Annotated in this window: 21 protein-coding genes; 6 read left to right on the top strand and 15 right to left on the bottom strand. The window is 34.7% G+C overall.

Annotated features, from left to right (window positions below):
* Positions 1 to 970: 970 nt before the first annotated feature.
* The 9 genes from I6U49_RS14045 to I6U49_RS14085 all read right to left on the bottom strand — a co-directional run bounded on the left by I6U49_RS14045 (position 971) and on the right by I6U49_RS14085 (position 12,847).
* Positions 971 to 2,461 carry an alpha-L-fucosidase gene (locus I6U49_RS14045; RefSeq protein ID WP_198629294.1) on the bottom strand — a complete coding sequence of 497 codons (1,491 nt, stop codon included), beginning with the start codon at positions 2,459 to 2,461 and terminating at the stop codon, positions 971 to 973.
* 1,338 nt (positions 2,462 to 3,799) lie between these two features.
* On the bottom strand, positions 3,800 to 4,276 hold the full coding sequence (locus tag I6U49_RS14050; protein ID WP_198629295.1) for a hypothetical protein: 477 nt from the start codon (positions 4,274 to 4,276) through the stop codon (positions 3,800 to 3,802).
* A gap of 10 nt (positions 4,277 to 4,286) precedes the next feature.
* Complete coding sequence (locus I6U49_RS14055) at positions 4,287 to 4,976, bottom strand: M48 family metallopeptidase (protein WP_198629296.1); 690 nt, start codon at positions 4,974 to 4,976, stop codon at positions 4,287 to 4,289.
* Positions 4,969 to 8,142 carry a type I restriction endonuclease subunit R gene (locus tag I6U49_RS14060; RefSeq protein WP_198629297.1) on the bottom strand — a complete coding sequence of 1,058 codons (3,174 nt, stop codon included), beginning with the start codon at positions 8,140 to 8,142 and terminating at the stop codon, positions 4,969 to 4,971. Before I6U49_RS14060 ends, I6U49_RS14055 begins: the two co-directional genes overlap by 8 nt.
* 357 nt (positions 8,143 to 8,499) lie before the next feature.
* On the bottom strand, positions 8,500 to 9,714 hold the full coding sequence (locus I6U49_RS14065; RefSeq protein ID WP_198629298.1) for a restriction endonuclease subunit S: 1,215 nt from the start codon (positions 9,712 to 9,714) through the stop codon (positions 8,500 to 8,502).
* Entirely contained in the window at positions 9,711 to 11,261 is a 1,551-nt protein-coding gene (locus I6U49_RS14070; RefSeq protein WP_198629299.1) for a type I restriction-modification system subunit M, read from the bottom strand. The genes I6U49_RS14065 and I6U49_RS14070 overlap by 4 nt, the downstream gene beginning before the upstream one ends.
* Before the next feature lie 117 nt (positions 11,262 to 11,378).
* Positions 11,379 to 12,314, bottom strand: a complete 936-nt coding sequence (locus I6U49_RS14075; RefSeq protein ID WP_198629300.1) for a HipA domain-containing protein — start codon at positions 12,312 to 12,314, stop codon at positions 11,379 to 11,381.
* Positions 12,307 to 12,639, bottom strand: coding sequence for a HipA N-terminal domain-containing protein (locus I6U49_RS14080; RefSeq protein ID WP_198629301.1), 333 nt, complete (start codon positions 12,637 to 12,639; stop codon positions 12,307 to 12,309). Before I6U49_RS14080 ends, I6U49_RS14075 begins: the two co-directional genes overlap by 8 nt.
* A complete protein-coding gene (locus tag I6U49_RS14085; RefSeq protein ID WP_198629302.1) occupies positions 12,626 to 12,847 on the bottom strand; it encodes a helix-turn-helix domain-containing protein in 222 nt (73 codons plus the stop codon). The genes I6U49_RS14080 and I6U49_RS14085 overlap by 14 nt, the downstream gene beginning before the upstream one ends.
* A 593-nt stretch (positions 12,848 to 13,440) precedes the next feature.
* On the opposite strand from I6U49_RS14085, the gene I6U49_RS14090 reads away from it, so the two are divergent.
* From I6U49_RS14090 to I6U49_RS14110, 5 genes are read left to right on the top strand one after another with little or no spacing between them, the layout of a single operon-like run.
* On the top strand, positions 13,441 to 13,866 hold the full coding sequence (locus I6U49_RS14090; RefSeq protein WP_198629303.1) for a DoxX family protein: 426 nt from the start codon (positions 13,441 to 13,443) through the stop codon (positions 13,864 to 13,866).
* A gap of 5 nt (positions 13,867 to 13,871) precedes the next feature.
* Positions 13,872 to 14,330 (top strand): MarR family winged helix-turn-helix transcriptional regulator, encoded by a 459-nt coding sequence (locus I6U49_RS14095; protein WP_198629304.1) that lies wholly within the window; start codon positions 13,872 to 13,874, stop codon positions 14,328 to 14,330.
* 44 nt (positions 14,331 to 14,374) lie between these two features.
* Positions 14,375 to 15,358 (top strand): NADP-dependent oxidoreductase, encoded by a 984-nt coding sequence (locus I6U49_RS14100; protein WP_198629305.1) that lies wholly within the window; start codon positions 14,375 to 14,377, stop codon positions 15,356 to 15,358.
* Between the two features lie 53 nt (positions 15,359 to 15,411).
* Entirely contained in the window at positions 15,412 to 16,041 is a 630-nt protein-coding gene (locus I6U49_RS14105; RefSeq protein ID WP_198629306.1) for an SDR family oxidoreductase, read from the top strand.
* Between the two features lie 42 nt (positions 16,042 to 16,083).
* Complete coding sequence (locus I6U49_RS14110; protein ID WP_198629307.1) at positions 16,084 to 16,761, top strand: type 1 glutamine amidotransferase domain-containing protein; 678 nt, start codon at positions 16,084 to 16,086, stop codon at positions 16,759 to 16,761.
* Positions 16,762 to 17,625: 864 nt separating this feature from the next.
* Here the strand turns inward: I6U49_RS14110 and I6U49_RS14115 are convergent.
* From I6U49_RS14115 to I6U49_RS14140, 6 genes are all read right to left on the bottom strand, one after another.
* Positions 17,626 to 18,039 carry a hypothetical protein gene (locus I6U49_RS14115; protein WP_193712181.1) on the bottom strand — a complete coding sequence of 138 codons (414 nt, stop codon included), beginning with the start codon at positions 18,037 to 18,039 and terminating at the stop codon, positions 17,626 to 17,628.
* A gap of 12 nt (positions 18,040 to 18,051) precedes the next feature.
* Positions 18,052 to 18,459 (bottom strand): GreA/GreB family elongation factor, encoded by a 408-nt coding sequence (locus I6U49_RS14120; RefSeq protein ID WP_198629308.1) that lies wholly within the window; start codon positions 18,457 to 18,459, stop codon positions 18,052 to 18,054.
* A gap of 18 nt (positions 18,460 to 18,477) precedes the next feature.
* Positions 18,478 to 19,755 (bottom strand): Glu/Leu/Phe/Val family dehydrogenase, encoded by a 1,278-nt coding sequence (locus tag I6U49_RS14125; protein ID WP_193712179.1) that lies wholly within the window; start codon positions 19,753 to 19,755, stop codon positions 18,478 to 18,480.
* A 9-nt stretch (positions 19,756 to 19,764) separates the two neighbouring features.
* Entirely contained in the window at positions 19,765 to 19,929 is a 165-nt protein-coding gene (locus I6U49_RS14130; protein ID WP_193712178.1) for a hypothetical protein, read from the bottom strand.
* A gap of 171 nt (positions 19,930 to 20,100) precedes the next feature.
* On the bottom strand, positions 20,101 to 21,423 hold the full coding sequence (locus I6U49_RS14135; RefSeq protein ID WP_198629309.1) for a sigma-54-dependent transcriptional regulator: 1,323 nt from the start codon (positions 21,421 to 21,423) through the stop codon (positions 20,101 to 20,103).
* Position 21,424: 1 nt separating this feature from the next.
* Positions 21,425 to 22,525, bottom strand: coding sequence for a sensor histidine kinase (locus I6U49_RS14140; RefSeq protein ID WP_198629310.1), 1,101 nt, complete (start codon positions 22,523 to 22,525; stop codon positions 21,425 to 21,427).
* Positions 22,526 to 22,947: 422 nt separating this feature from the next.
* Between I6U49_RS14140 and I6U49_RS14145 the strand changes: the two genes are divergently transcribed.
* The gene (locus I6U49_RS14145) at positions 22,948 to 23,538 is read left to right on the top strand and encodes an RNA polymerase sigma factor (RefSeq protein WP_193712175.1); all 591 of its coding nucleotides are present in this window, start codon (positions 22,948 to 22,950) and stop codon (positions 23,536 to 23,538) included.
* The last annotated feature ends 409 nt before the right edge of the window (positions 23,539 to 23,947 follow it).

Below are 23,947 nucleotides of genomic sequence, written 5' to 3' on the forward strand. Positions count from 1 at the left end.
TTGATTAGGGGTGGAGGGGTATAATAAACACCCTTTAATTTAAATTTTTATTGAAGGTCTAAAGCAAAAAATGGGGTTGGTTATTTTGTTTCGTTTTCCCTAAATTTATGAGGCTACTGATATTTATATTTTTGATTGCTTTTCCCTTTAGTGTGGACACCGTCAAACCAAACTTCATAAGTCGATCCATACTCAGCAAGAAATTCAAATTTTGTTTAGCCCCGCTATTGTAGACAACTGCTTTAAGTAGTTTTATTCCTAGATGGCACACCTTTTAAATTTCGTGGAATAGTTCCTATAGTATATTCACTCAAGTTGTCAAATAAATTTTTAGAGTTTTCAATCTGATACAAATCTACTGGAGAAAGAAGCACCCAAAGTATCAAATTATATTCTTCACAAAATTTGGAAAATTTCTTATTATTTCATTTTCTTAATTTTTAAATGAAGGTGACCTCATACCTTGATTTATACTTCGGCTTTGTCCAAGCACAAAACCATCACGCGGCTAACAGCCAGAATAAAATTTTCAGCTCTTCCAAGTTCATAGCGTGGTATTCCCGATCAGGGTCCAAGATTGTAATATTCAGTTCGTAAAGCTTCTTAACCTGAACCCATTCTTTCTTAGAAATGTTTTGGTTCAAAATACACAATAGCGGTGTAAACATCTTCAAGTGTTTCCATGTGTTTTAAATTTGGGATCACATTGACACACTTTAACATAACTTCGCTCTTAAAGTCTTCCTTAATTATGGAAATCACACTTTTATTTTAAGCTACTGTAGAAATAGAAAATAAGCAAAACATTCATACAAAAAATCGCAAAATTACTTTGTAAAATTTTTATTTTAATCTATTGGCTGGTGTTACTAGGCTATGAGAATTCCCAGCTGTTGGTACCTTAAGCGGTATTGAATTTCTAGTTTACTTTAAGCGTAGCTACCTGCCCGTATAATAAGAACTTGAAGATTCATTTTTCCTTTATTTTGAAAACATAGGCATAAGCTTCTTCAGGCTTGATTATATTGGGATCGTAATTAGGCATTTGAACTAATACATTCTTTCCAATTTGCTGCCAATTTAATTCTTGGCCAGTGACCAGCAGGGTAATTTTTGTTCCCGGTTTAAATGTTACATTTTTAATCTTCATTTGCACTCCAGGCCACTTAGGAGCTAATACATATTTGTTTTCAGCATTTTGGGTAAAAAAGAGTTCTTTTACAGCAAAACCTGGTTCTGGGTTAATTGTTTGTTTTAAAATGAAATCGCCCCCGAGGTAATGTTGTTCCGGATGGTAATCTTTCGTACCTTTTCCCCACTGAAAAGAACCGTTCCAAGGTCTAGTATTATAAATAGCCTCTCCATTTGTTCTCAACCACTGTCCAATTTTAAGCAACCGATCTTGCATGATCGGGGGAATATTGCCTCGTGAGTCCGGACCAATGTCTAATAATAAATTTCCCCCAGTACTCACTATATTGATTAACATCAGTGTCAAGGCCTGCGCCGAATTATAATCTTCTGCATCTTCGTTTTGATTGTAACCAAAAGAAAAACCCATTCCCCGACATTCTTCCCAAGGTCGGCTGAAACTCCCGTCTTCCGCTTCGTATTCCGTAGTAAAATAGCCACCATGGTTTTTACGTATTCCCTCTCCCCAACGGTCATTAACTACAATTTTATTTTTCACATTACTATCATTATAAAGCCAGGCTAGAAATTCTTTACTTTTCCATTCTTCAGCAGGTAAATCCCATTCTCCATCTGACCATAAAACATCAGGTTCATACTTTTGCACTAAATCTTTAATTTGTGGAAACAAATGTTCACGGACAAAACGTTTCTGGTCCTTTTGCCACCAAGGATGATACCACTCGTATAGCGAATAATACAATCCCATTTTCAATCCTTGGTTCTTAACAGCATCAGACAATAGCCCCACCAAATCTTTTTTAGGTCCAATTTCTGAACTATTCCACGGGAAACCCCGGTCGTTTGCCTCTTCACTGGGCCAAAGAGCATAACCATCGTGGTGTTTAGCTGTAAGTATAACATATCTTGCTCCTGCATTCTCAAAAAGTTCAGCCCATTCTTTTGGCTGAAATAAATCCGCTTTGAACATTTTACCGAATTCATAATAGTTGATGTCTCCATAGGTAGCCCGGTGATACTGCGTTACCTCGTCTCCATTAAAGTCGCCATTTCCAAAGAGAGTTTCTTCTTCCAACCAGTATTGATACCATTCAGAATATGTCCCTTTTGGCGTGAATGCAGGCACGGAATATGGTCCCCAATGGATGAAAATACCAAATTTAGCATCTTCAAACCAGCTTGGTATCGGTCTGGAATCTAGAGACTCCCAGGTAGGATCATAAACTTCTTGTGCACTTACATACTTCAGTGACACACTCAAAAAAACTAAAACAAATAATAATTCTTTCCTTTTTGTTCGTAGTAACATAATTCATTTTTTTCTGCTTTATTCCTCAAAGAAGAATATAATCAAAGTATTAATAAGTTTTAAAAGGATTTTATTCTCTAAAAAAATATTTTTTCCGTATTACGATGTTTTTTTCCAGACAAATATGTTTTTCATTAAAAATTCCAACTTAAAATTAAGCCAAACCTTTTAGCCGAAATAATTTTTAATTTGCTAAAACTGATACTTTTTTAACCCCATTGAAATGCCAACTACAAATTTCAGACATCATAGTTTACAATTTTATCAAATTTTTAAAAGTATTCAAATTTAATAAAGTCTTGAACTAAAGCTTTTTAAATTATCTAATCCTGAAAAAAATTCAAGCTAGTATAGCCTTTTTACTACATTAATTCTAACCCTGGCCAAAGTTTCGTTCTAAGCAAGTTAACTAGGAGCAAGTCCGCAAGGCATTGGCTGAAAACAACTTTTTAATTTAGAGGTAAGCCTTGTGATATTATATCCTTTGACGGTGCCAATAAATATCACTTTCAGTTTAAACATTTCGTCATCAATTTTAAAATGTTTTCTCAATAAACTTGTAAAACAGAAAGCCAACCGGCTCACTAGACGATGTTAAATTGAAGCTCGAAGGCTAGTGTGCGTACATTTTTTTGAAATGTTTATTACTTTAATTTTTGACCCATCTCCTAAAGGCCGTTTATTATTTTCTCTTTTTATGCGGATACATTTTCAATATTTAGGATTAGGGAAGACTTAAAAAAAGGAGTAAGCGACTGGTTTATGCAGTCTGGACTAACTTCTAAATATTGGTATTTTGCATCACAAAAAAGGTAGGGACAGCAACGGCAGGGGAAGAAATAGAGATACTGAAATTGAAAAACAACCGGAAGCGGGGTAAATGAAAGAATGGAATTTCGATTTAGCGGGCGTCCTTTTTTACTTCGTTAAGTATAAGCATACACAAAGAGCGGTAACTATTATATGTCAGATACATCTTAGGAAAATAAAAAGGATGCCCAAGATGTTATTAGAGAAGCTCTTTACTCGAAATGGAGCATTTCGCGGAATAAAGCGGTAATGTGCTTCTCCAGGTATGCAAACCCATTATCTGTTTGAAGTAGGATTTAAAGTGGACTTGACTTCAAAGCCGTAGACAAGAATGGAGTTTAGATGATTCCCGAATTTTTCTCGGGAATAAAAAATTCATCAATCTAAAATCTATCGTTTGCACAAAACTTTTTGATTACACTAATATTGATCATAAAGTGTTCGGTTTGTAAAGTAGTTTAATATGGAATGTTAGTGTACATAAATAACCGAGAAATAAAAAGCATTGCAAAAATGAAATTTGCAATACTAATCATAGGCTTCAGGGTATTTCGGATCAAACTCTCCAAATTTCACTGTTAGCTTATGAAAAATATATTCTGTTTCCGTTTCAGTAAACTCAATATCATCAACATACATGGTGTAAAAAATATTCCCATCTACTACAAAATGAATTCTACCTGAAAAAGATATTCCGTCATTTACGTAGTCTTCATATATATATTCTTCCGCATTATCAGTATAAGCATTTTCTTCGGCAATGCTATAGGCTACTATTGCATGAGGAACATTTGACGGACGCTTTTCAGCAGATCCAATACTGTTTAAAGAAAAATATTTGTTTGGTAATTCTTCTAACTCAACACATTGTCCTGGTTCAAAAACAAATGTTTCACCAAATTTTTTGTTGAGACAATTTTGCTCAGGTTCCTCTAATTCATCATTTCCAGAATCACATGCTGTTAGAAAACTTATTATAAAAATTGAGATCAGTTTTAATTTCATGGTGATATTATCAAATTTTCATACCCGTCATCCGCTCATCCAGCTCTTTCCATTTAGGTAGATGTTTGGATAATTCCAGCCAAAATTCTTTAGAATGGTTTTTAATCCTTGTATGGGTTAACTCGTGAACAATTAGATAATCAATTAAAGACCACGGTAATTTTATTGCATCAATGTTTATGTGAATATTATTTGAAGGGGTGCAGCTTCCCCAACGTTTATTCATTTGAATAAACCTCAACCCATCATAATTCAATCCAGTTTCTCTAGACCATTTTTTAATTCTTGGTGTTAGTTTTTCTTCTGCCTTGATTCTAAAAAAACTTTGTAATGCTTTTTGAATATCATTTTGAGAATAATCTTCGGGAACGATAATTTTAAATTTTGACTCGTTAAAATCGATACTTACAGAACTAACGGTGTTGTCCTGAAATATTTGGGTGTAATATCTTCGACCTAAATACTGAATTCTTGAACCTGTAACAATTTCACCATCTTCAATGGTTTCAACCAAATTCAATTTATCGATTATCCATTTAGCTTTTTTGAGTACTAATTGTTGAGATTTTTCTACTGAAATTGGCTCACCTTTAAGCACAACTCCATTTCCTCGTTCTACTGTTATATAGTGCGATTTAAGACCATTTCGTTCCTGAATGGAGTAATCTATTGTTTTATTACCATAAAGTACTCTAGGCATCCTTATTCTTTATTAAAATATCCAATATATCTTTAGCTTTCTGTTTAGCATCGGTATTTTCAAGCTTGCTTCTAAGAAATCGTTTTATCTTGTTCTCTATATCTTTTTTTACCCGACTTTTATCTGACCACCCAACAATACTTAATTCACCTGAAATAAGGTCGTATAGCGTATGTGTTGCATCTTCTGCGCCTTCAGCAAAGATAGCCTTCATTGAAGTGTAAACGGCTTTCTTTTGCTCTGTATTGAAGCCCTTACTTTTACTTTCTTCTTGTTCATCCACAATCTCATCAACCAAGCCAGCATAAGCTAACAACAATTGAGTTTCGGTAATCCGTTGCTCTTTTTTCTGCTTAAGCAATTCTTCTAAACGCTGCGCTAATGGTTTGAAGAAATCTGGGTTTTTATCTAACCCAACCTTAATGGTGTGCTTCAAATTATTACGCATCTTCAACTCCTTGGTAGCTGGGGAAGCATTCATCATTTCTTCTTTGAACTTTTCCCTATCGATAATAGAGATAGGTTCTTCAAGTAAATTCTCTACACCTTCGGAACGCAAATGCTCATCAATCATTGTTTGTAGCATCCTACTCTCGTCATGACTCACTTTTAAATCTTCATCATCTGGATAGGCATTTCTGGCTCGTAATTTTATTTCATTATAGAGCTTGAAGTCATCTTCATATTTCATTGCCATGGTGTTCGGTAAAACAACGTGAATAGACTTGTTGAATTCTTTCAATAACACCTTGAACTCATCTCGTTTATCTAAGGGTTCAATAAATCGTAAAGCCGCATCAATATACTTTTCACGTTCGTATAGTCTATCAATTCGCATCGGTCTAAAGAACTCAACCAACTTGTTGTGATTCAATTGTAATCTTGGTAATTCTTCAGCTAGATTTTTTAAAATATCATCAGGTCTTAAATCCCCACTGAAGATTTCCATTGCCTGAATGAGATAAGAAGAAATCCCGTAGTAATCCACAATATAACCCGCATCTTTACCTTTGCTGGAACGGTTCACCCTTGCAATGGCTTGTAATAAATTATGCTCCTTTAGTGATTTATCCAGATATAACACACTCGCAATTGGTGCATCGTACCCAGTTAATAGCATATCACTCACAATTAGAAACGCAGTGTTATCGTATTTTTTCTTGCCAGATTTTTCCTTTTCATCTTCATCCCCAAATGGAAGTTTATAATCTTCAGTAGCCGTTTTTACGTCTTCGGGTGGTGTTACCCAAATGTGTTTTGGGTTATCAGGATTTTCTTTGTTATGTTCTACAGCGGTATAGTATTCTTTAGCTATTTCATCTGATTTGGGTGAACCTAAACTGATAATCACCTTAGATTTGAAATGATGAAATTCTTCGTCCTGTAATTCTTTGAAAATCTTCTGATACTTTATAGCGGCTTCACGACCTGCGGTTACCAACATAGCTTTATGACCATCAGTATATATTTTATCACGATAATGGGTAATTATATGCTTGGCCACGTCCCGCATTCTATTATGGGATAACTGGTATTTCCGTAAAGCAGCACGTTTTAAAACATCCTTTTTTTCTTCTGAAGCATCTTTAAATTTCTCATCAAATTCTTTATCCAGTTCTTCTTTTTTAACATCTAGTTGGGCTATCCCTTCATCGTACAACAATTCTACGGTAGCTTTATCGGCAACCGATTCTTTAATGGTGTAGACATCGATGTAGTCACCGCCATAAAATTCCCCCAACGTACTCTTATCTTCTTTACTTATTGGTGTTCCCGTAAATGCTACAAATTTAGCGTGTGGCAATACCATACGCATAAATGCGGCAAGAAAACCATAATGACTCCTATGTGCTTCATCAACCAGAACGTATAGGTTCTTTTTACTGGATAAATGGGCAAGTTCAATTTCTTCTCTCTCTGTAACTACCCATTTCCCTTTTTGGAGTTCTTTGGTGATTTTTAGTAGCTTATTACGTTGGCTATCTATGGTTTTTTCAACCCTAATATTATCGGTTTCCTCTACTTCGGTTTGGTCTTTATCGGTCTCTTGAAATTTCTGAAGTGTGGTGGTAATAATCTTACCATAATCATTACTTAGTAAAGTATCCAAATGAGCAACAGAAGATGCTTGGGTTACATTCTTAAACCCAACATTTTGGAATGTAGTAGTAATCTGCCTATCCAAATCCTTACGGTCGGTCATTACCATTACCGTTGGATTATCGAACCCGAATTCTGGTGACATCAATTTTCGGGTCACATAGGCCATAGTAATTGATTTACCAGAACCTTGAGTGTGCCACACCACACCACCACGGTCTTCTTGTAGCCTCTGGATGGTTTTATTAGTGGCTCGTAATTGCTGATACCTTGGTAGCTTCTTTATAATTCGTCCATTATCATTCTCAAAAATCACAAAATGACGGATAATATCCAGTAAACGTTCTTTGCGGAAAATGGAATATAAAAGGATATCCTGCCGACTTGGATTATCACCCAAAAAGCTCAGGTCTTCTTCTTTATGGGGTTTGTAAACCGAATAAAATTGTTTGGGTGCATTTACCGCCCCATATTTACCGCCAAGCTGCCAGATACCAACCATTAACTGATTGAAGTGAAAAAGCTTCTCTGAATTATCCTGATAGTATTTTAAATCACCATAAGCAGCTTCCCAGGCATTTTGAGCTTTAGGTGATTTACACTCAATAGCAGCAAGCGGCAACCCATTTACATAAACCATAATATCTGGTTCTGAGTTCCAAGACTTGCCTTTAAATTTCATCTGGCTGATGGCCTGAAAATGGTTGTTTTTAAGATTATGATAATCTATAAAATAGACTGGGTGAAATTCTTCTTTGCCGTCGATTTTTTGTTTTAAACTCAGCTTTGCACCCCGTAGGTATTCCCAAATTTCCTGATTAATTTCTATTAAAGAAGTACCAGTAACGGAACTAATAGTATGATAGGCTTTTTGTAGGTTATTCTCATTAATCCAGGGATTGATACGTTTTATTGCGGCTAACAATTCTTCTTTAAAAATAACTTCGGCATTATCTTTCCGTTTATCCAGTTGGGTAGCTTTACCACTGGTATACCCCATACGTTCAAAAAGCTCTAAAGCGGGAAGTTCACTGTATTGGTATTCTGCTTGGGTAACATCACTCATTTTATAATTACTATTGTACAGTTATCGACCAGTTATTGATTATTTATTGAGGGGGTGGTTGATAAACTATTTTGTTTTAGCTTATTTTATTTTTTTTAATTATATATACTGAATAAACCATTCATTATCTAGTAATTAAACAACTCATCCCACTACACTAATAGGCTTAAAAGATTGTTTAATTTCCACCTCTTCGTTTTAATTGTATTAGAATAGTTATCGACCACTTATCAACCAATTATTAATTATTTATTGATTCTTGGTCGATAAAATATTTTGCTCTTTTTTTCTCCTATTTTCACAACTTTTCCATCTTCAATTAATTTGTTGAAATGGCAATTTTCTTCCATAACAATATTAAGCTTCTATTAAATTATTGACACGAACTTTCCCTGTTAATAATTGCTGCATCAAAGCTTTTTTAAGTTGTTGATAGCTTTTTAATTTTGAATGCTGAATGTTAAGTTTTGAATCGATATTACTTAATATTTCAGCTATTTCTTCTTGTTCCCCTTTACTCAATACAGGTATTTTTAAACTTTTTAAACCTTTAATTGTTAATTGAGGTTGAGCGCTACCACTAACCAAACTTTCAATTTGCAAATTCATTGAGTCGCTTTTGAAAAAATAATACAGAAATTGAATATCATAAGTTTTCTTTCCATCTCTAATTATTGCCATTCCAGAATTTATTCGAACATTCTGATAAATACTATCATCATCATACAATCCTATATTTGCAACACTTCCTCTTGTTGTTATTACGAGGTCATTTACTTTAAGTTTTCCTTTTCTTAACTTACTATCTTTTTCTTTATTTATAAATTGTGTAGTTGAAAATTTAAGACCTTCTTTAGTAACATTTTTAGCTGATAAAAAAAGACAGTAACCGGAATCTTTAAAATCTTTGGATTTCGGGTAATTATTTCCTCTATCTCCATCCTCTAGTTCTAAATCTGAATCAATCAACTTCTTCACCTCCCAACTTCTAGGAATTTTACCAATCGGTGAATCCTTAAACTCGGTATGCCCGATGCCTTTGGTCAGTAGGCGTTGCATTAAGCCTTTTTTGAATTCTTCGGTAGCGGTAATTTGTTGGTCTATTACCTCTATTTTCTCATCTACCGTGCTTAGGATATCGGCAATTTTTTGTTGTTCTGATAATGGTGGGAGTGGGATTTTTAGATTTTGAATAATTGGTTTTCTAAGTGATTGCACTGTGGAACCAACAGATGTATTTACTAATCTTTCAATTTTACTTTGTATTTGATTTTGTAAAAATTTCAAAGAAACATTTTTCTTTTTAGCTGTAATTATATATGTTCTTTGATGAACATCAAATTTTCCTTTATAATACTTAACTATAAAAATACCTTCTCCAGCCAACAGTAAAGCTTCATCATCATATGAATAACAATCAATTCGTTGTGTATTTACTGAACGAGTAAAAAAGGGATATTTTCCATCAACTTTAGAATCTTGAGCATTTTTGCTTCCTGTAGAAACATTTAAAATTTTTCCAATATCAATCAATTCCCAGTTTTCTGGAAGTGCTTCATTTTCAACCTTCATATCCCCAACTCCTTTAGAAATCCACTTAGTTTTCGGTCAATTTCAGCTTCTTGCTTTTCTAAGTCGGCTATGGTTTGTTTTACAGATACAATATCAACCTCTGGTTCGGGTTCGGTGGTGTCAACATAATGTGAAATATTAAGGTTAAAGTCGTTTTCTTTAATCTCCGCTAAATCTACTACCCGCATATATTTATCGACTTCGGCATAGCCATCATAAGCATCAACTATTTTCTGTACGTGGTTCTCTAGTAACTGGTTTTGGTTTTTCCCTTCTTTAAATTCATTGCTAGCATCAATTATGGCAACCTTATTTTTCTGTGCTTCGGTTTTATTCTTATTGATAATCCAAATAGAAGCAGGGATACCCGTGTTGTAAAATAATTTTGAAGGTAATCCAACAATACCCTCTACCAAATCGGATTGTAATAAAGCTTTACGTATTTTACCTTCAGTAGAACCTCTAAACAAAGTACCGTGCGGTAACACTACACCAGCTTTCCCATCTTGTTTTAATACCGAAATCATATGCTGTAAAAAAGCCAAGTCAGCATAACCCCGTGGTGGGATTCCATACTTGAAACGTCCGTATGGGTCGGTTACTTGAGTATTATACTTAGGAGCAACCTTTTTCTCCTTGCCGTTTTTATCGAGTTTGACTTCAACATTAGTTTCGGCAGGTGTCCACCATTCCCCCTGTGAAAAAGGTGGGTTGGCAATTACCCTGTCAAACAACATTAACTCGTTATTTTCTATATGCTTTGGGTTCACCAGCGTATCACCTTTTTGCAAATCGGCATCGGTAAAATTGTGAAGTAGCATATTAAGTTTCCCAATTGCCCAGGTACTTAGGTTCTTTTCCTGCCCGTACAATGAAACATTAATATTTTTCCCAATTTTACCATCGGGTTGTTCTGCAATGTAATTGGCGGCTTCTATAAGCATACCGCCACTACCCATTGTAGGGTCGTAAACCCGTTGCTTAGGTTCTGGTTTGATTAACTGTACAATAAGTTGAACAACACCACGTGGAGTGTAGAATTCACCACCTTTCTTCCCAGCATCATCAGCAAACTGTTTTATAAGGTATTCATAGGCATCACCAAGAATATGTGGTGATTCTAAATCTTTATTTCTTAGTGAATAGGTATTGAAATGGCTCAATAACCGCTTAATAACATCATCTGAAAGCTTGTCTTTATCCCCAAATTTGGTGGTGGTCAAAACACCTTCCAATGAGGTATTTTCACGTTCAATGGCCGCAAATGCTTTATCTAATTCAATACCGATATTTTCGGTAACCTTTATTAGGTAATCCCACTTAGCTTCAGGTGGGAAGTTGAAATAGGCATCTTCTTCAGCTTCTTCACGGGTACTACTATCTTCCTGCATTAATAGTTCCACTTCTTCTTCAAAGGTGTCATTAGTACGTTTTAAGAACAATAATCCGAAGATGTAATTTTTAAAGTCGGAAGAGTCAATAGACCCACGAAGTATATTAGCTGATTCCCATAACCAGGATTCTAGTGTTTCTAGTTTTAAGTTCATTTATTCAATTGGTTTGGTAAATTGTGTAGGGTAGCTGTAAGAATACAAGTTTATATTTTTAAATAAAAATATAATTCTATTATTATATAACATTTTCCTTAGCACTATTGATTTATTTTATGCTCTCAAGAGAATTTCATAACTATTCTCTAATACATCTATATATGCTTGCTTCATTTTTTCACTTAAAAAAGAATTATGAATTAAGCCTATAGCTTTATTTTTTGATTTTTGAAACCGATTAAAAACACCGTTTATTTGCTTTTGGTTTAGTCCCAAACCAAGACCGAAGTCAATTAGTATTTTTCTAGTTATCTTTTTCTTTTTTCCAGCAAGAGTTAGTGCTAGTTCTTCCTGATCATCGGGGTTTACAATAGAAACATTCAACAAATCATAAGCCGGAGAAAGCGTCCATCCATATGCTGCTTTTATCAGTGAAAAGTTTTTTAGGTGCATATCGTTATTTCCAGTTAAAAAACTGAAAACGGTTAATTCAAAAAGACGTAAAACATCTAATAGCGTATTGTCTGCATATTGAAGTACCGCTTTTCCGACACGCTCCATAGATCCTTTATACTTATCAAAAGCTTCCACTACCTGAAACATATCTAGCATATGGATTTTAGTTCCTTCTTTTGTTCGATCTATTCGCTTGGTGATATATGATAACTCTCCAGAAGATAGTCTAATCAAAGAATGAGGAACAACATCAATATTAAATAATTCAGCCATTTTCATTGTTACATGCTCATTGGCCGGCATTTCGGGAAAATCTTCTGAAGGTGGTTTAAATATATAATTACCCCCTAAAGCGCCAACTACGGTAAGGCGCTGATCTTTTCTATGATCATCCAACACGGACATCGATAATTTAGGCTGCACACCAGGAACTGAAATTCTTCTTTCCACAACTTGTTGAGCTAGTTTGGCCATTTCCTGAATAGAATAGTCTATTTTAGGAGCTATCTTTGTTCCAAAGAATTTTAGACTACATTCTTCGTGAAAATCTTTTCCTGTAGTAACTTCTTTATAGCAATATAAACACTTACTCATTCTGCTCTGGTATTGGTTGCACACTCACCGCTCCTATACAATTTTGGCAGCAGGCTAATAGTAATCCCATACGATCATTTCTATTGATTTTCCAATTTTTAGAAGCTATATCCAATAGCCAGCCTTCAGGAATTAATCCTTCAAAAAACGCAAATAAACGTTTATCCTTATACTCTTTTTTTCTTACTGGCATAGTGAAAGTTATGAACTGATGAGGGTAACGATTTATGTAATATTCATCATATTGAAATGTAAACGTGCCATCGTTGGTTTCTGTCAATATTCCACAGAATATATTGTCATAAAAAATCTTAGCTTGCCTCATTACTTTCTATATCTTTAAAACTTACCGGCATAAGTTTATGACCAAACATCTTTAAAACCTGATTTACTTTCTCCAGATTTAAATTTGTTTGATTTTGCTCTATCTTACGGATAACAGTTAATGCTACTCCCGCACGATCAGCAAACTCCTCCTGTGTTAAGTTCACTTCTTTTCTTCGTGATTTTACAAATTCTGCAAGCTCTTCCATTATATGCTTTAACGTATAATTACAATCAAATATAATAAATTATATGTAATTCCATATAATTCTACTATAAATCTCAAATTTATATGTTTTCACATATAATTTAAGCTTAATTGAAATTTCTTGTTATTTTGAACAATTGAATTATTTCCACCTTATACAGGTATTAATCACAGTATTTCGCACCAGTTATCAATGTCTTCGTTCCTCCTAAATTTTTATTTCTGACTTCTTCAATTAAGGCTTTAGTAGCTTTATTGGAGATATTCCAAATGTAAGCTCCCCTTGTAATTTTACACCCTTACGAACGAGCTGTTTGAAAGTATAATATATTTTAAACTTTAAACAGTAATTATGAAAAGAGTAGATGTTTACTGAAAACCAGTGAAGCCTTCATTTTTAGGCCAGCCTACAGAATTAAATTTCCCTGATCTGCTTTGAAAAGCGTTTAAACTTTTAATCGATCTGATCTTAATCTTCTAGCACCTTCTATCTGCAATAAGTTAATACAATGCTAATTAGGATAGCTAGTTATTTAAAATTACATATTTTTGTATCGCACACGATTTAATTTTGCGCGATATAAAAAAAATGCTATGAAAAGAGAAGTCGAAACCTCGTTAACACAAAATATCTTTAGAGTGTTACTAGCCCTGTTTATGATTTATGCAGGCTTTAGCCATTTAAGCTTTAACAGGATAGAATTCCAGGCACAGGTGCCGGATTGGGTACCCCTGAGCAAGAATCTGGTAGTGATCTTATCTGGTATAGTTGAAATGATTTTAGGGCTGGCATTACTTTTTTGGAAAAGACAACGTGCAATTATGGGCTGGGCATTGGCAATTTTCTTTGTACTAATTTTTCCCGGTAACGTGGCACAATATTTAGATGGGAAAGATGGCTTTGGCGCTTTAGATTCCGACAGGGCAAGACTAATACGCCTTTTCTTTCAGCCTGTTCTTATAGCCTGGGCACTCTGGTCTTCGGGTGCCTGGAAAGCCTGGAGAAATTCGAAAAAATAAATGTTATGGACGATCAGCAATTAAGATTAAATAATCAAATCTGTTTTCCTATTTATTCGGTTTCCAGATTAATAACAAAGGCCTATAAACCCTATCTGGAAGAAATGGGGTTAACTTATCCCCAGTACCTGTTATTATTGGTGCTCTGGGAAAGAGATGAATTATCGATTAATCAGATTGGAGAAAAATTATTACTAAATACGAATACCCTTTCTCCCCTGATTAAACGAATGGAGAAAATGAATTTGCTACAGCGCAAACGCTCAAAAAAAGACGAAAGAAGTGTATTTATTCAACTCACGGATAAAGGAAAAGCGCTAAAAAACACTGCTGCCCCAATTCCAGAAAAGCTTTTAAACACCTTATTAACAGAAGATGTAACGGTAACAGAAATAATGCTTTTAAAAGACACACTGAATAAATGGTCTGATATTCTTTTAGAAAAACAGCATAGCAAGGATTAACTTACTGACAACTAATTTATTAACACAAAAACAATAAAACAAAAATGAAAGCACTTCAGATAAAAAAATACGGAGAAATTAAAGATAGTTTATCAATTAATGAGATCGAAAAACCTTCGGTAAATTCCAACCAGATTTTAGTGGAGGTTAAAGCTGCTTCAATAAATCCTATCGATTATAAAATAGCTCAGGGGCAACTAAAAGAGTTGCTCGCTTTAAACTTACCGGTTACTATAGGTTTTGACGTTAGTGGTGTAGTTGCGGAAAAAGGAACTGATGTTAGTGATTTCGAAATTGGTGATGAAGTATATTCCAGAGTGCCACAGGAAGAAATGGGTACCGTAGCAGAATTTGCTGTTATTAGTGCCGATAAGGTGGCTAAAAAACCGGAAAATATTTCTTTTGAAGAGGCTTCAGGATTACCATTAACGGGAATCACCGCGATCCAGGCTTTAGAGAAAGCAGATATTAAAGAAGATAACAGGATTCTTATACACGCTGGCTCCGGTGGCGTGGGTAGTTTTGCAATTCAGTACGCCAAAGCAAAGGGAGCTATTGTTTATACCACAACCAGTTCTAAAAATGTAGATTGGGTAAAAGCTTTAGGAGCCGACCGAGTGATCGATTATAAAGAAGAAGATTACAAACAAGTTGCCAATAATCTCGATATAGTTTTTGACACTTTGGGAGATTATTATACGCTTGAGGCTTTTGAAATTACAAAAGAAGGTGGAGTTGTAACCTCAATCGTAGGTCCGCCAGATGAAGATTCGGCAAAAATTATGGGAATACCAAATTATCAATTGCCTGAAGAATTATCAAAACTTGTCAAAGAGAAATCGGTAGTTTATAAACACACCTGGATGCAGCCTAATGCTGCTCAGTTAAATGAAATTAAAACCATGGTGGAAGCGGGAGATATTAAGCCCACAGTGGACCTTATTTACGATTTTAAAGATGGAATTGATGCTTATGAATACCTGGCGACCGGAAGAGCAGAAGGAAAAGTGATTATAAGCTTAACCTAATATGCTTTGAATTCCTTATTAGATTATAAATATTACATAAAAAGAAAATAGCTATGAAAAAGAAAAATGTATTAGTTGCCGGTGCAAACGGTACTACCGGAAGAATTATTATTGATTTATTGAAAAAATCAGATCAATATCTGCCCATCGCAATGGTTAGAAAGCAGGATCAGAAAGAGCATTTTGAAAACGAAAATGTAACAGCCGTTTTGGGAGATTTAGAGAAAGATCTAAATGAAGCTGTAAAAGGTGCGGATAAAGTGATTTTTGCTGCCGGTTCCGGTGGAAAAAATGTTAAGGGAGTTGATCAGGAAGGAGCCAAAAATTTCACCAATGCGTCTAAGAATGCAGGAGTTAAGAAATTTGTAATGCTTAGCTCTATGGGCGCAGACAATCCCAGTATTGGTGGAGAGCTTGAAGATTATCTAAAAGCAAAAGGGAATGCCGACGATTATCTGCAAAAAAGCGGTTTAGCCTATACAATAGTTAGACCTGGAGCACTTACCAATGAAGAAGGTTCAGGCAAAATTCAACTAATGAATAAATTAGAAAAACAAGAAAGTATATCCCGAGCAAATCTAGCTCGCACGCTTGTTGAGGTTCTTGAAGATAATGTAAAGCAAAATCAGGTTTTTGAAATTCTTGATGGTGAGACTCCAATTGAAAAAGCAGTAGGTAGTTAAGAAATTTCAAATACTTAATCGAACAAGAAAAAAATTAAAGATATGAAAGTACTATTTGTATTAACCTCTCACGACAAATTGGGAGACACAGGTAAAAAAACAGGATTTTGGATTGAAGAGTTTGCAGCACCATATTACAACTTAGTAGACAAAGGAGTTAATGTTTCGGTAGCTACACCCAAAGGAGGTAAGGCCCCTATTGATCCAAACAGTGAAAGTGAAGATGCACAAACTGAGGATACAAAGCGTTTTTACAAAGATGCTGAAACTCAAAATATAATTGAAAATACCATAAAGTTAGATACCATTAAAACTGAAGAATTTGACGCTGTATTCTACCCCGGTGGTCATGGTCCCCTTTGGGATCTTGCAGACGATAAGACTTCTATAGCATTGATAGAGGCTTTTAACAGGCAGAAAAAACCATTAGGTTTTGTATGTCACGCACCTGCTGCGCTTAAAAAGGTAAAAAATGAAAACGGAGAACCCTTAATAAAAGGAAGAAAAGTTACTGGTTTCACTAACACTGAAGAGAAAGCGGTGCAACTAACCGAAGTTGTCCCCTTTTTAGTGGAAGATATGCTGAAAGAAAACGGTGGCATTTATTCCAAATCTGGAGACTGGGAAGAGCACGTGCTTGAAGATGGAAATTTAATTACCGGACAAAATCCTGCATCCTCTAATAAAGCATCCGAAAAATTATACAAGATGCTGAAATAATTTGAACGCTTTTACTTAAAAAACCTGCAACCTTAAGTGTTGCAGGTTTTTTTATAACCAAGTATCTAACGGCTTACTTCTAAACACTAGTAATTAGCGATTATAGTTATACTGAAGCTAAAATGCCTAACACAATTGGTAAAAGACTAATGCTATCACTCTTGTTTTGCTAAATAGTGAAATTAGTTCTACTTACATGCCAGGACAATAATTAGGTGGATATAAACCGAGGCCCGAATTGCAAAGAATTAGTTTTATAGCTTGATTCCATCCTCTTAGGTTCGAGCTTTTCATACTCTATAATCGAATATTATTGCTAATTTCTGCTCAATTTATATAAATATTGTTTCTGCTCAAAAATGCTATTGAGCTTTCCCGGTATATTGATCTAATTGTCTGGAATCTCCCGATAATCTAAGTACTCCCGGAGATCGTTTGGCCCTAAGTTGCCTCCGTTCGCAATACTAGTCGATTATGGTTATTTTTTCTTTAAATAATGAATACTAATAAATCAAAAAGCACTAAAAAATATACTATTTTTCATTTAAAAAGTTAAGTTTTGTTAAAACGAGACCAATCCGGTGACCAATAATTTATGACCATATCGGAGGTACTGTAAACACTATAACAATAATAATTAGGTCGTTCCCTCCGACTCCACTTTTTGAGTACCAAACTCAATCAAAAACCCCGAAATCCTAGGATTTACGGGGTTTTTTGTTTTTAGGTTACAAGTGCTCCAGTCTGCTAGCGGTACTGTGAGTTTTTTCTGTTCTATTATTCCTCCATAGTTTTTTTAACCATAAAAAAGGGGCGATTAAAAACCGCCCCAAATTAGTCAACCAAACACAGTCAAATTTAAAATCAGTTGAAACTAACTTTTAGAAATTTAAAGATTAGAAGCTTCAGTTTCCGTAAATCTTTAAAATGTTTTCGCAGTGAATTCTTGAAAATTAAATGATCTTTTAAATAAAAGTTTTCGCATTGTACATCATCGCACTCCTTTAAACCTTCCAGCTTATTTTTATAATCAAAAAATGCAGTTAAATGATGTTCATTAGCTTTATTTAATAAGTCAAGTTGTTCTTTAAGGTAAGAAGCATCTTCAGAGTTTATATCAATATTCAAACTGCTCTTTCCCGATTCTAATATGTTTCCAAAGAAATTAATTTCCTCGCTTATAAAAATCAAATTATCTTCCCAATCCTCTGCTTCAGATTGTATGCTTAAAATTTGTATTTCTTCTTCACCATAATGTTCCTGAAACTTTTCATTCATTTTCCACTATTTTTATATTTTTATTTCCTTTGGTATTTGTTCAACTCCAATAATTTTGATGGAATTCTTACCGGTAGGAAACTCCCATTCTACTTCATCTCCTTCTGCATAGCCAAATAAGGCCAAGCCCATAGGTGCCAGAATTGAAATTTTATTTTCTTTTATATTACTTTGATCTGGAGTAACGATTTGATAGGTTTTATTTACACTAAACGGAGTAGCGATTTCTACCTTGGAATTAAATCGCACCACATCTTTGGGCATATTTTTTTCACTTACAATTTTGGCTAGCTCCAGTTCATTCTTTAGTTTTTCTATAGATGCACGATAAGTACTATCTTTGTAGTAATGCGCCATTGAAACAATTCGTTTTAAAAGCTCATACTCTACCTTTTCAATTATAATAACATCATATTTCATTTTCTCTGCTACAATTAATTAAGGAAATATACCACGTTGGTTATAAGCGGTCTCTATTCTTGAAATTGCTAAAATATAAGCGGCCGTACGCCAATCTGTATCTCTTTCTTCAACTGCTCTTTCAACTTTTTTAAATACCTGAAGCAATTTCTTTTCTAATTTTTGCATCACTTCTTCCAGTTCCCAAAGCTCTCCATTTCTATTCTGTAGCCATTCAAAATAACTACCTATTACCCCACCAGAATTACATAAGATATCTGGAATAATAGTAATACCTTTTTCTAACAATATGGCTTCTCCCTCTTCGTTTGTAGGGCCATTAGCTCCTTCGGCAACTATAGAGGCCTGTATTTTATAGGCATTATCTCCTGTAATTTGATTCCCAAGGGCGGCCGGAATTAAAATATCACATTCTAGCCCGAAGAAATTGGCTGGTTCGATTTCCCTGGCATCTTCAAAACCTTTAATAGAACCTTTTCTAGGGCTTGAGTGTTCAAATAATTTGTCTACAGAAATGCCATCTTCATCAAATATAGTAGCATGGGCATCCTGTACAGCAATCATTTTTGCTCCATCGGCTATTAAAAATTTTGAAGCCCAATAGCCCACATTACCAAAACCCTGAACGATAAAGGTTTTATCTTTTAATGATTCTCCTCGAGATTTTACGAGCTCTTTAGTAGTTAAATAAACACCAAAACCGGTTGCGCGATCACGACCTTCCAAACCACCAGATCCTACAGGTTTTCCCGTTACCACATGTTGGTTTTGAGAACGTTCTGAGGTTGAAATTGTAGACATATAAGTATCTGCAATCCAGGCCATGGTCTGTGCGTTGGTATTTACATCGGGTGCTGGAATATCATGTTCCGGCCCAATATTTTCTCCTAATGCATACGTAAACCTACGTGTTATTCTCTCTAGTTCGGCATCAGAATAATCTCTGGGATCTAATTGAATTCCACCCTTAGCTCCCCCGTAAGGCAAACCGGCCAAAGAAGTTTTCCAGGTCATCCACATGGCAAGTGCCTTGGCAGCATCCACATCTACCGTTGGGTGGTAACGCAAGCCTCCCTTATAAGGGCCTAAAGCATTATTATGCTGCACCCTGTAACCGGTAAAAACCTCTACTTTACCGTTATCCATTTTTACAGGAAAATGAACCACAATCTCGTTGTTGGTTATTTCCAGTATTTTTTTAATGTTTGGATTTAAATCTATGATACCGGCAGTTTTATTAAACTGTTTCATAACCGTATCATACATACTCTGTTTATTTTTTTTTGTAGCAATCATATTTATAGTTTATTGGAAATGTTCACAATACATCTTTCTGTTTTCCTTCCAGGTACACTGGTGCCTCAAATCGCAATTAAAACAAAGCGTTTTAAAGAGCTCACTACCTGCCTGCTGTATCTCCTTTCCACTTTCTTCCAAAATTGCCGGTCGTTCCATTTCAGCTATATTCATAGAATCTGCATTTTGCAGGGTACTAAAGCTAAAGCTGTGCCCAATTAATTCTACAACAGGCTAATAAATATCAATGTATTGATTTTGAGTGTATTAGAAAATAAAAAATAATTATTTAATTTCTTAAGGATGAAAAGAAACTCCCCGAACGGGAGAAAACTACCCAGAGCTTTATTTAATCTTTTCCCGTAAAGTTTTACGGTCTATTTGAAGAATTTCTGCAGCCTTGGATTTATTTTGGTCTACCGCTGCAAGTACTTTTAGAATGTGTTTTTTTTCTACCTCTTTTAAGGCCATTAACTCCTCATCTACATTAGGAATTTTATATTTTATGGAAGCCGGTAAATCTTGTGGTAAAATTTCATGCTCACACATAATAATGGCCCTTTGTATTACATTTTCAAGTTCCCTAATATTGCCGGGCCAGGTGTAGCGGTTTAAAATTTCGACTGCCTTTTTAGATAAGGTTAAATTGCTTTTACCATAATCACGCTGGTACTTCTCCAAAAAAGTTTTGGCTAGTGGTACAATGTCTTCTTTTCTCTCCCTTAGAGGAGGAGTTAGGATCTCCACTACATTTAACCTATAATATAAATCTTCCCTAAAAGTTCCTTTTTCTACCATTTCCCGCAACTCTATATTTGTTGCGGCAATAACCCGAACCTGAAGTTTTTCTGATTTTCTATCGCCAATTTTCCTAACCTCCTTTTCCTGAAGTACACGTAACAACCTAACCTGTACGGCTAATGATGCTGTACCTATTTCATCTAAAAAAATAGTCCCTCCATTAGCTTCCTGAAAATATCCTTCGCGTGTTTCTGAAGCACCGGTATAAGCCCCCTTAACAGAGCCAAACAATTCTGATTCTAACAAGTTTTCTGGTATAGCACCACAATTAACAGCCACAAAAGGATTGCTGGCAAAAGAACCCTTATAATGAATAGCCTTCGCAACCAGCTCTTTTCCCGTACCACTCTCCCCTCTTATTAAAATAGTAGCACGATTATTTTTCACTCTTTCAATAACATCAACCAGTTCTTCAAATTTAGCTGAAGTTCCAATCATCCCCGCATAATTATTTCTCGCACCTGTTGCCAGACTGGATTTTGGGGCTTTTGAAGCCCGGTTAATAAGTGAATTTTTAACTGAAGTAAGTAATTCGTTTTTTGTAAAAGGTTTTGGTAAATACTCTAAAGCACCAGATTTTATGGCTGTGAGGGCATTATCAATAGAAGGAAATCCCGTAATTACAAGTTTTGGGATTTCAGTATAGTGGTCATCTACATATTTTACCAGTTCCATCCCATTCATTCCAGGCATTTGCAAGTCGGTTATCAGTAAATCAATCTCACTATGCTTTAAAATATCTATTGCTTCTAATACAGATCCTGCTTTATAGGTATGATAATTTTCCTGCTCAAGATGCCTGTCCAGGATCTCCAGCATATCGTAGTCGTCATCAACTATTAATAAGTTTTCTTTACGTATAGACATATTAGAATTTCAATGGTAATTGAACTTTAAAGATGGTTCCATTTGGCACATTATCAGCAATACTAATTTCACCCCTATGGCTTTTTATAATTCCGTGTACTACGCTTAAGCCAAGACCAGAACCTTCTCCCAAAGGTTTGGTAGTGGAAAAAGGTTCAAATATCTTATCTTTTACTTCTGGATCTATCCCTTTTCCCGTATCGGCAATTTCAATGGTATAGTGTGTTTTCGTATTATGAATAGCAATCACAATTTTCGAATTTTCAGGAGAATAATAAATAGCATTAATTACCAGGTTAAAGAAAACCTGGGTTAATTGTATAGGATCTACCTGCGCCTTTAAACCGGGATCGTCAATAAGAAATTCAAACTTTATATTCGCTTTTTTAAAATTAGGTTTCAATAAAGAAAGCGCCTGACTAATTACCGGTTTAACTTCAATTTGTTTAATATCCTGGGGCATATCACACGAGAAGAACATAAGTTTCTTCACTACTTCCCTGGAGTACATAGCCGATTTTATAATTTTTTGTGCGTCTCTTTTTATTTGTGCCCCCTTGCTTTTTTCCTCTATAAATTCGGCGAAACCAAGAATATTCCCCAAAGGAGTATTTAATTCATGGGCTATCCCCGCGGTAATTTCCCCTAAAATAGATAAACGATCGTTTCTTTGCGCTGTTTTCTTTAAAAGTTCTTCCTGGGTTTTTATAGTTTGGCGTTCAAAAAATAAAGCAATCTCATAGGCGATCTTATCTAGCAAACGTTGCTCTTCTACCAAAAAATGCGCTTTAGACAAATCTGAAGCCGGATAATGAACCTTAATAAAGCCCATTGGTTTTTCGGAAGTTTGAATAATACTCTTTTGAGAGTAAGCTTTTAAGGGAATTGGATTTGAAGTTAAGTGGCAATCTTCATATTGAATCTCCACAGTAGCAAGCTCTGGGAATCGCCAGGCATTTTTTAAAATTTGTACAATAGTCCCTAAGGTATCTTGGTAAGAGCCGTTATATTCTCTAATAGCCGTAGAAACCTGATAAAGACAGGAGAGTTCCTTTATACGTTCATTTAACTTTTCTTCTATAGAAATACTTTCCTGTATCATCTTCAAATGGTTTCTATAACAAAGATAAGTAGAAACTAATAGTTTTTATCATAATTAGGAAGCACCTGGAAAGAAATTCAAATTTTAGTTATTAGTGAAATTGGCAACCGTTTAATTTGCATTGACGAATCTTTATAAAATCTCCAGGAAGCAGTAATTTTTTATTCATTTTGCTAACAGATACTTATAAACTCTCCTAAAACTACAAAACACACCTTCTAAAAACCAATTTTCTCCATTCCCAGCTAAACTTTTATAATTTTTTACAAAAAGATCTAGATAATTCAAATAAATTACATTAATTTAATTTATATTTAAAAAATTATCTGATATTCTGACGGAATTCGCAAGCAACTATCATTTAAATAACATAAAGCTAATTAAACAAACTTTTAATAAACATAATCACCTTGGGCGCAAATATGTTTAAAATTGAAAATAATAGCGATCATGTTTTAGTAGAACATTTAAAATCTGGGGATGAAGCGTCCTTTCAGGTACTCTTTAATAGATATCAGGAAGACGTATATTATTATGCAAAAAGTTTAGTGAAAATAGATGTACAAGCTGAAGAAATTGTACAGGATGTTTTTATAAAAGTTTGGGTAAGCAAACATCTTTTAAAGCCTAAAAAATCTTTTAAAGCCTTTATTTTTACCATAGCCCGCAATCTGGCTTTTAATTTTTTAAAAAAAGCAGCTAACGATCGTGAATTGATGAACAGGGTTTTTTATGAAAGTATAGAATCCCATAAACCAACAGACATTAACCTCACTGAAGCAGAATATAAAAACTTAAGTGAACGCGCCATCACTTCTTTACCGCCACGCTGTCAACTAATCTTTAAAATGTCGAGGGAAGAAGGGAAAAGTTATGAAGAGATAAGTGATGAGTTAAATATTTCGGCAAATACTGTCAAAAATCAAATGACCAAAGCTTTAGGGAATATTCGGGAATTTCTAAGCCTACATGGCGATATAGCATTTTTATTGGCGTTGCTGTGGAATTGCTAGAGAATCTCCTTAAAAGTATTATATCTACTTCCATATTCGAACCAGCTTTCTTTAAATATTTTCTCATTAAGAGTAAAATAAATAAAAAGTGTAATTATTGGATATATCCATATATTAAAGCGACTTTCAGTAAACTACCGCGCAGCAAGCCCGCGAAGCATTCGTTGGAAACAAATTTTTAATTTCTAAGCAAGACTCGTGGTATTATTTCCTTTGGCGGTGCCATTAAAAAATCATCAATCTTCAGTCATAATTTCATCAAACTATTAAATTTTAACATTTCAGCCTAAGCCCTACTATACTTGACTTCAACCTCTATTTGTTAAGAATTTTTAAAGAAAATCTAAAAAAATTCACAACTTGAATAGTAGTCCTTAGCTTTTCAATTGTATTCTAACTACAACCCGAC

Origin of the sequence: Salegentibacter maritimus, from assembly GCF_016236915.1 — a bacterium.
Lineage (GTDB): Bacteria > Bacteroidota > Bacteroidia > Flavobacteriales > Flavobacteriaceae > Salegentibacter > Salegentibacter maritimus.

Coding starts and splice junctions, on each gene's coding strand:
- I6U49_RS14045 (WP_198629294.1), bottom strand. CDS start 2,461: ATGTTACTACGAACAAAAAGGAAAGAATTATTATTTGTTTTAGTTTTT.
- I6U49_RS14050 (WP_198629295.1), bottom strand. CDS start 4,276: ATGAAATTAAAACTGATCTCAATTTTTATAATAAGTTTTCTAACAGCA.
- I6U49_RS14055 (WP_198629296.1), bottom strand. CDS start 4,976: ATGCCTAGAGTACTTTATGGTAATAAAACAATAGATTACTCCATTCAG.
- I6U49_RS14060 (WP_198629297.1), bottom strand. CDS start 8,142: ATGAGTGATGTTACCCAAGCAGAATACCAATACAGTGAACTTCCCGCT.
- I6U49_RS14065 (WP_198629298.1), bottom strand. CDS start 9,714: ATGAAGGTTGAAAATGAAGCACTTCCAGAAAACTGGGAATTGATTGAT.
- I6U49_RS14070 (WP_198629299.1), bottom strand. CDS start 11,261: ATGAACTTAAAACTAGAAACACTAGAATCCTGGTTATGGGAATCAGCT.
- I6U49_RS14075 (WP_198629300.1), bottom strand. CDS start 12,314: ATGAGTAAGTGTTTATATTGCTATAAAGAAGTTACTACAGGAAAAGAT.
- I6U49_RS14080 (WP_198629301.1), bottom strand. CDS start 12,639: ATGAGGCAAGCTAAGATTTTTTATGACAATATATTCTGTGGAATATTG.
- I6U49_RS14085 (WP_198629302.1), bottom strand. CDS start 12,847: ATGGAAGAGCTTGCAGAATTTGTAAAATCACGAAGAAAAGAAGTGAAC.
- I6U49_RS14090 (WP_198629303.1), top strand. CDS start 13,441: ATGAAAAGAGAAGTCGAAACCTCGTTAACACAAAATATCTTTAGAGTG.
- I6U49_RS14095 (WP_198629304.1), top strand. CDS start 13,872: ATGGACGATCAGCAATTAAGATTAAATAATCAAATCTGTTTTCCTATT.
- I6U49_RS14100 (WP_198629305.1), top strand. CDS start 14,375: ATGAAAGCACTTCAGATAAAAAAATACGGAGAAATTAAAGATAGTTTA.
- I6U49_RS14105 (WP_198629306.1), top strand. CDS start 15,412: ATGAAAAAGAAAAATGTATTAGTTGCCGGTGCAAACGGTACTACCGGA.
- I6U49_RS14110 (WP_198629307.1), top strand. CDS start 16,084: ATGAAAGTACTATTTGTATTAACCTCTCACGACAAATTGGGAGACACA.
- I6U49_RS14115 (WP_193712181.1), bottom strand. CDS start 18,039: ATGAATGAAAAGTTTCAGGAACATTATGGTGAAGAAGAAATACAAATT.
- I6U49_RS14120 (WP_198629308.1), bottom strand. CDS start 18,459: ATGAAATATGATGTTATTATAATTGAAAAGGTAGAGTATGAGCTTTTA.
- I6U49_RS14125 (WP_193712179.1), bottom strand. CDS start 19,755: ATGATTGCTACAAAAAAAAATAAACAGAGTATGTATGATACGGTTATG.
- I6U49_RS14130 (WP_193712178.1), bottom strand. CDS start 19,929: ATGAATATAGCTGAAATGGAACGACCGGCAATTTTGGAAGAAAGTGGA.
- I6U49_RS14135 (WP_198629309.1), bottom strand. CDS start 21,423: ATGTCTATACGTAAAGAAAACTTATTAATAGTTGATGACGACTACGAT.
- I6U49_RS14140 (WP_198629310.1), bottom strand. CDS start 22,525: ATGATACAGGAAAGTATTTCTATAGAAGAAAAGTTAAATGAACGTATA.
- I6U49_RS14145 (WP_193712175.1), top strand. CDS start 22,948: ATGTTTAAAATTGAAAATAATAGCGATCATGTTTTAGTAGAACATTTA.